The sequence below is a fragment of the Actinoplanes couchii genome, assembly GCF_016862075.1.
Taxonomy (GTDB): Bacteria; Actinomycetota; Actinomycetes; order Mycobacteriales; family Micromonosporaceae; genus Actinoplanes; species Actinoplanes couchii.
On record NZ_BOMG01000013.1, the window covers coordinates 1 to 7,098 of the forward strand.

1 protein-coding gene is annotated in these 7,098 nt (G+C 73.0%); it reads left to right on the forward strand.

The annotated features are described in order from the left end of the window. The first annotated feature begins 3,794 nt into the window (after positions 1-3,794). Positions 3,795-5,762, forward strand: a complete 1,968-nt coding sequence (locus tag Aco03nite_RS03340) for a hypothetical protein (protein WP_203793084.1) — start codon at positions 3,795-3,797, stop codon at positions 5,760-5,762. Positions 5,763-7,098: the final 1,336 nt, after the last annotated feature.

Genomic DNA, 7,098 nt, shown 5'->3' on the forward strand with positions numbered 1-7,098 from the left:
GGCCCGGTACCGGACACCGAGGCGTCCCGCCCGCGCTCAGCACCCGACAGCCCGCCCTCGACCTGCCGATCCACCGAGTGAGAGGGCGGCGCAGACCGAGGCACAGCCCCACCAGAGACGGGCGTGCCAGCGCTACCGTCCCACCCGCTGCCGGATTGCGGCGCTCCGCCGGCACGGTCGGAGTGCGTTCCACCGTGAGACCACGGCCCAGCCGCACCGGACGTCGGCGCCGCCGTGTTGCCACCCCACCCGTTACCGGATTGCGGTGCGCTACCGGTGCGATCGGCGTGTGCCCCACCCTGGGCCCGCCGCGCGGCTCCACCGGATGTCGGCGCAGCAGTGCCACCGTCCCATCCACTCCCGGATCGCGGCACGGCCCCACCGAGGTCATCGGTGCGCGCAGCGTGCGCCCCACCCTGCCGCACCGGCGGCGCGGACCGGGGCACAGCTCCACCCGTGGTGGGTGCAGCACCCGGCATGTGTCCACCGGTGGTGGGTGCGGCACCTGGCACGTGTCCACCGGTGGTGGGTGCGGCACCCGGCACGTGTCCATCGGTGGTGGGTGCGGCACCCGGCAGGTTTCCGCCTGAGGTGGGTGCAGTCCTTGGCAGGTTTCCGCCGGAGGCCGGGGCCGACTCGCCGTCCCAGCCGGTACCGGCCTGCGGCGTGGAGGAGTGCCGCCCGTCACCGCTCCAGCCGGATTCGGGAGCGGCGTGCCGCGATCCCGTACCGCCGGAAGTGGGCGCCGTGGCATTCCCCAGCCATCCACCACCGGACTGCGGGGACGTGCCCGACTGCGGGGACGTGCCCGACTGCGGCGATGTCCCCGAACCGCCATGGGCGCCGTTCCGCCCGAGGTCGCCTCCCGAGCCCGCCTGCGGTGCAGTCTCGTTCCAGCCGTTTCCACTCTGCAGGGCGGTCTCGTTCCAGCCGGTTCCGCTCTGCGGTGCGGTGACCGAATGCCCCGAATCCTGCATGTCGCGGTCCGCGGTGGGCGCGGCATGCGCCCCACCCGCCGTCCGAGCGGGAGGCGCGGACCGCGGAGTGGCAGCGTTCCATCCCGCACCGGACTGAGGTGCGGCCGACGCCGAACCGTTCCCACCACCCGGCGGCATCGTATGAGCCGTTCCGGCCCCACCCGATTGCGGCGACGTGGGCACAGCGCCGGTTCCACCGGTCTGCGGTGCGGCGGGCATCGTCCCGGTTCCATCGGCCTGCGGTGCCGTAGGAGCCGTGCCGTTTCCGCCGGCTTGCGGAGCAGAGGAGCCCGCGCCGGCCCCACCAGCCGTGTTCCACCCACTGTCGGTTCCGCTGGCCGTGTCCCATCCGCCGGTTCCACCGGTCGTGTTCCACCCGGCGGCCGGATCCTGTCGGCCGGCGGGCGGCCAGGCGTTCTCCGGTCCGGCCGGAGCGCCCTGCTGCGACCCTACTGCCGTACCCGTTCCCGGGGACTGCGAGTCCTGCCCCGCGGACGGCCATTTGTCCGAGCCCGGCCGTACCGGCATCCCGGTCTGCGCCGCTGCTCCGTGCGTGTTCCTTCCGGCCTGCGGCGGCACGACGGCGTTCCCACCAGGTGCGGAAGCTCCGCCCTGACCGGTCGCCGCCCCAGCCCCGGCCCCGGAGACGCCGGCACCAGGGACGCCGGTACCGGAGATCCCGGTACCGGAGATCCCAGAACCACCGGGCGAACCGTCCCACGCCGAGGCACCGGACTGCGCCGTCCCGCCGGGCTGAATCGGCCCGCCAGGTTGTCCGGGAACGTTCGGCTGCCCCGCCACACCAGGCTGCGAAGTCGCACCGGGCTGCATCGGAACACCGGGCTGACCGGGTTGACCCGGCTGCATCGGAATACCGGGCTGTCCAGGCTGACCCGACTGCATCGGAGCACCCGGCTGCATCGGAGTGCCGGCCGGCATGGGCATCCCGGGCTGAGGCGTACCCCATCCCTGCGGAGGTGTACCCGCTGGCGCACCACTCTGCGGGCGGTCCGCGGGCCGGACAGCGGGCGGCCAGGCTTGTTCCGGCGCCGGATATCCACCGGGCGTACCGGCCGCGGCGGGTTGTCCCACACCGGGGTTCCGGTCACCGGGAACCTGGGGCCGAGCGGGCGAAACCGGCCGGGAACCAGCCGGGGGCTGAGACGCGTCCGGAACCATGGCCCAGGGCCCGTCCCCCTGCTCCAGGAAGACGTGCGCGGTCCGGGGAGTCTTTCGCGAGCGCTGCTGCGGCAGATCCGTCCAGCCGTCACCCTGCTGACCCCAGGAGTCCTCGCCCCCACGCCGTCCGTCCGTCACCGGTTCCGGGTAACTGCCGGGCCCACGCCCACCGTCCCCGTTCCAGCCGGCGTTCTGCCCGTTCTGCCCGTTCTCACCGTTCCATCCGGCCGCACCACGACCGTTCTCAGCAGCCCATCCACCGCCCCGGCCGTCCTCACCGGGACGACCACCAGCAATGTGACCGTTGTCGTCAGGCCATCCAGCCGGCCCGTGCCCGTCCTGCCCGGCCCATCCACCAGCAGGCGGATTCCCCTGACCAGGACGCCCACCGGCACCCTGGCCGTCACCGTCCACGCCGCCACCGGCAACAGACCCGTCAGCACCGGGACCAGCCGCGGCCGCAAGCCCGCCATGACCAGCGGCGACTCCGCGACCATCGGCCCCCGGGACCGTTCCGGCCCCACGACCGTCCTGCTCGTCCGCGACACCAGGCACCGGACGCCCGGCGGCAGCCGAACGCTCGTCACCCGAGCCACGTCGTTCTCCGGCGGGGAATCCGGTACCGGCCGGCCATCCACCACTGGAGGTCGCCGACCCGTCCTGCCCGGGATCCCATCCAGCCTGCTGAGGCGCGTTGGCCCCGATCACCCGAGCCGGCGGAACCGGCGAGGGCGAGGCGACAACCCGCGGCGCAACCGGTGGCTCGGCCTTGACGACGCGAGGCGCGGGAGGCGGAGAGGTCTTTCCGACAACTTTCGGCTGTACGGGTGGATCAGCCCGCCGAACCACCCGCGGCCCGTCGGCCACAGTCCCGGCGCCGTCGTCCGCCCCGTGCGGCTGCCGCCCGGCATTCTCAGCGGCATGGTCCTCGGACCCGTGCCCACCGCCATGCCGATGCCCCGGAACAAGCCGGGCCATGGCAGCCCGCCAGCCACCTTTGTGCCCGTCTTCCCGTTCCCCACTCTCGTGCCCGGCAGCCCCCGAACCCTGCTGCCCCGGCACCTGCTGACCAGCACCGTGCTGACCCGGCCCGTGGTGCGGCGCGCCCTGCTGACCAGCGCCCTGCTGACCTGGTCCCTGCACCGGCACGCCGTGCTGCCCCTGCCCCTGCACCGGCACGCCCTGCTGGGCCTGACCAGACGCGCTCGGACCGGACTGCGCTCCCGGCTGATGCTCCTGCCCGTGCTGACCGTAGCCAGGCCCGGAGCCCGCCCCGGCCGGCTGTTCCTGCCCACGTTGCGGGGAACTCGCCTGACCCGGCCCGTACGCCGCAGGCCCTTGCTGCTCTTGACCTCGGGGTGTGGAACCCTGCTGCGGCGAACCGTGGGCCGCCGCTGCCGGCTGGACCGGCGCCTGCTCCGCGGCACCGCCACGCTGAACCGGACCGCCCTCGCCAAGCCCCTGCCGCTCCCGGCCGGGCGCCTCAGGCGTGCGCTCCCGCGGCGCGCCATCGACAACCTGGCCCTCGCGGCCGTTCGCCCCGCCCGAGTTCTGACCAGGCGCATCAGCACCGGCCACGCGAGGACCGGCAACGCGAGGCCCAGCCACATCGGGCCCGGCCACATGCGGACCAGCCACATGCGGACCGGCCATGTTCGGACGGACCACGTCCGGACCGGCGACATCCGGACCGGAAACGTTCACGCCGGCCGGGGGAGTGCCACGACCGTCCCGGTCCGCGGCCGGGATCTCCCGACTGTCGGCCCCGGGCGCACCGGGCACGACCGGAACACCGGCCCGCCCTTGCGGCTTGCCCGACTCGACCGTCGGCATCTCCCGCCCGGCGACCTCGGAACCGTCGACCGGCCGCCGGCCCGTCTCGGAACCAGCCGCCCCGCGACCGTTGACCGACCATACCGAATCCCCGGTCTGGAGACCGTCGCGGTCATCGGCGGAGACAGCGGCCTGGTCGTCGGTGATGCCGTGCGGCGCCCCGGAGACCGGGCCGAGACCGTCGGCACGGACCGGCGACGCGGTGCCCCGGACCGGCTGCGGCATGTCGGTGCGCTGCTCGTCGGGGCCGGGTACCTGGGCGCGCCCACTGACGGCCCGGTCGTCACGCCGTGCGGCGGGCCGGCGGATGTCACCGTCGTCACGCCGCGGGCGCCGTCCACCGGCGGGGCGGATCGGCCCGAAGTCGTCGTCCTGCCACGCCTGCGGAGCGCGGTCGCGACGTGCGGGTTCCTCCCAGTACTCGTCACTGCCGAGTTCGATGGTGCGCGGCCGTTCGTCGGCGCGCTCGACGGTGCCCTCGTCGTCCCAGAGTTCGTCGGCGCGGATCTCGACGGTGCGCCGGCCACGGCCACGGCGGTCGTCCCGGCCGGGAGAGCGGGTGTCGTCCCGGCGGTCGCGGGCGGGTTCCCGGCGGTCCTGCTCGTTCCGGCGGGCGGCCGGCTCGTCCCAGCGTTCGGGAGTCTCCTCCCAGGATGTGCCCTCGCTGCGGCGGCCGCGGCGGGCCGGCGTCTCGTCCCACCGGTCGTCGTGCCGGGCCGCGGGACGGTCGCGGTCGCGGTCCCGGTCCCGGTCGTCCCGGCGGTCGCGGCGGTCCGGCTCGTCCCAGCGCACCCGCTCGTCACGCCGGTCCCGGTCGTCACGCCGGTCATCGCGCCGGTCCCGACCGTCGCGCGGGTCATCACGCCGGTCGTCACGCCGATCCCGATCGTCGCGGGTGTCACGCTGATCCCGGCGGTCACGACGGTCCCGCAGATCATCCCGGCCACGGAGATCGTCGCGGGGATCGTCACGGAGGTCGTCCCGGCTGCGCGGCTCGTCCCGGTACCGGCCGGACCCGTACCGGCTGTCATCACGGTCGTCGTCACGCCGAGTACCGGCCGCGCGCTCGTAACGGTCCGTGCGGCCCCGCGGCGAGTTGCCGCGCCGCAGGTCCGGACGCGCCGCCGGGTCCTCGATGGGGAAGTCGGGTTTGTCGAAGTCGACGCCGAGTTCGGGCCGGTTGAAGTCGATGTCGTCGAAGTCGTCGCCGACCAGGTTGTCGACGTTGGTGTCGACCGGCACGAAGTCGGGCTCGTTGAGCCAGCTGGGCCGCTCGGAGTCGAAGGCGGCCTTCTTCTGGCGCCGGGCCGCGAGCTCGTCCTCGGAGAGGGAGGAACGGCGGCGCGTCGGAATGACGGCGTCCGGAACCTCACGCTTGGTGTAGTGCTTCTCCTGAATGACCGCGGAACTCGGCATGAACGAGTACTCGCTGTACTCGTCCTCCCAGTATTCGTCGTCCTCAAAGCTCATGACGAGGCTCCGAACCGGCTGGGGAAAAACCCACCGCCCCGACGCCGCATGGAAGCCACCGTCCTCACCCTGTACCACCTCCGCACCCCGGTGCCCGCCCCTCGCGCCCCGGATCAACGCCTGCCACGTGGTGGATGTGGAAGGTTAACCACGGATTTGCGCAGTGCGCCACCGCACTGCGGGCCCCCGTCACCGGCCGCGCGGACGCTCCACGGGCCTGGATCACACCGGCGCCGCAGTTCGCCGGTAAGACGCGATCACCGGGGTATACGTCCCGCAGGCCCCCCGGGTTCAACGGTTTGAGCAGTGACTATGACGATGATCGGCAAGCCCCCGCGAACCCCCTGGAGAGGCCGCCCACCCCAACGAGATTCACCCCCGGACGGCTACGCCCCCGATATCGACTTAAGAACTTTTTAAGCTTCTTTTGAGGCCGCCTAAGACTTCCCGACCGACCCCGAACAGGTGACGCCCCGAAGCCCTCCCGCCCGTCCCCAAGCCTTCCCGCCGCCGCCAGGCCGTCCCGCCCGTCGCCGAGGCTTCCCGCCGCCAGGCCGTCCCGCCCGTCGCCGCCCTCCCGCCCGTCGCCGTGCCCCCGCGCACGAAAACGTCGAACCACCCAATCCGCACCGAGTCGCGCGCGGGGGCAGAGACAACCCCAGGCGACATCAAAGTGATCACCGGACCGTTCCACGGCGACAAGGGGGTGGCGAAGGACACCCCCGACATCCGCGGATCATGGAAGGTGCCCCTGGCACGGTTGATGAGCACAAGGCGCCCGCCCCACCCAGAGCCAGCATCACCAGCCCCAAACCGACACCCCCAACTTCCCACCCCTTCCTCGTGTACGCCGTCAGCCACCACCCGTCCCGACAAAACCCCAACCACCCGACGTCTCGGAAACCCCGAACGTCCAGGACGGCTCAAACGTCCAGGACCACTCGAACGTCTCGGACCACCCAAACGTCCGGGCCCACTCGAACGAGTCTCGGACTACCGGATCGTCATGGAACCGTCTGGATGCCCTGAGACCGTCGGGACGTCTACAGACCACCCGGCCAGCGGCCGCGCCCCCAACTCCTGGCGGCCCGCATAGCACCCGAGAGCACCCCGTGGCGGTGATCCCCCGTCCCACCACGGCCAGCAGATCTTGGTGCAAAGGCCGGGCCCGGAGACGGCGGCGGGAGCCCATCTCCCACCGCCGTCTCCTCCTGCCCACCCTCACCCAACCCGCCTCGCCTTGCCTTCACGTCGCCTTGCCCCGCTTTTCGTTCCGCCTTGTCCCTCGCCTGCCCCGCCCCTAACCCTTCGTCGCCGTTTTGAGGCGTTCCTGAAGGCCTCTAGCCCCGGCATCACCCTGCCGCGGATATGGGGCCGCACCGTGCCCGAAACCGGCAAGCGAGAGCGACCCCTCCTCGCCCCGGCACCAGGCACGGTCCGGGAGGGCGCGGCACCGGAACCGGCCTTCCGAGACCGCGCCCTCCCACCTGCCCTACCCACACACGTCTTCCAATCCCGCGACACTCGCACGCGTCGCCCCGTCCCGCGACACTCGTACGCGTCGCCCCGTCCCGCGACACTCGTACGCGTCGCCCCGTCCCGCGACACTCGCACGCGTCGCCCCGTCCCGCGACACCCG

Excerpts from the sequence above, each read along its gene's own strand:
- Aco03nite_RS03340 (WP_203793084.1), top strand. The coding sequence starts at position 3,795 with ATGCGGACCGGCCATGTTCGGACGGACCACGTCCGGACCGGCGACATC.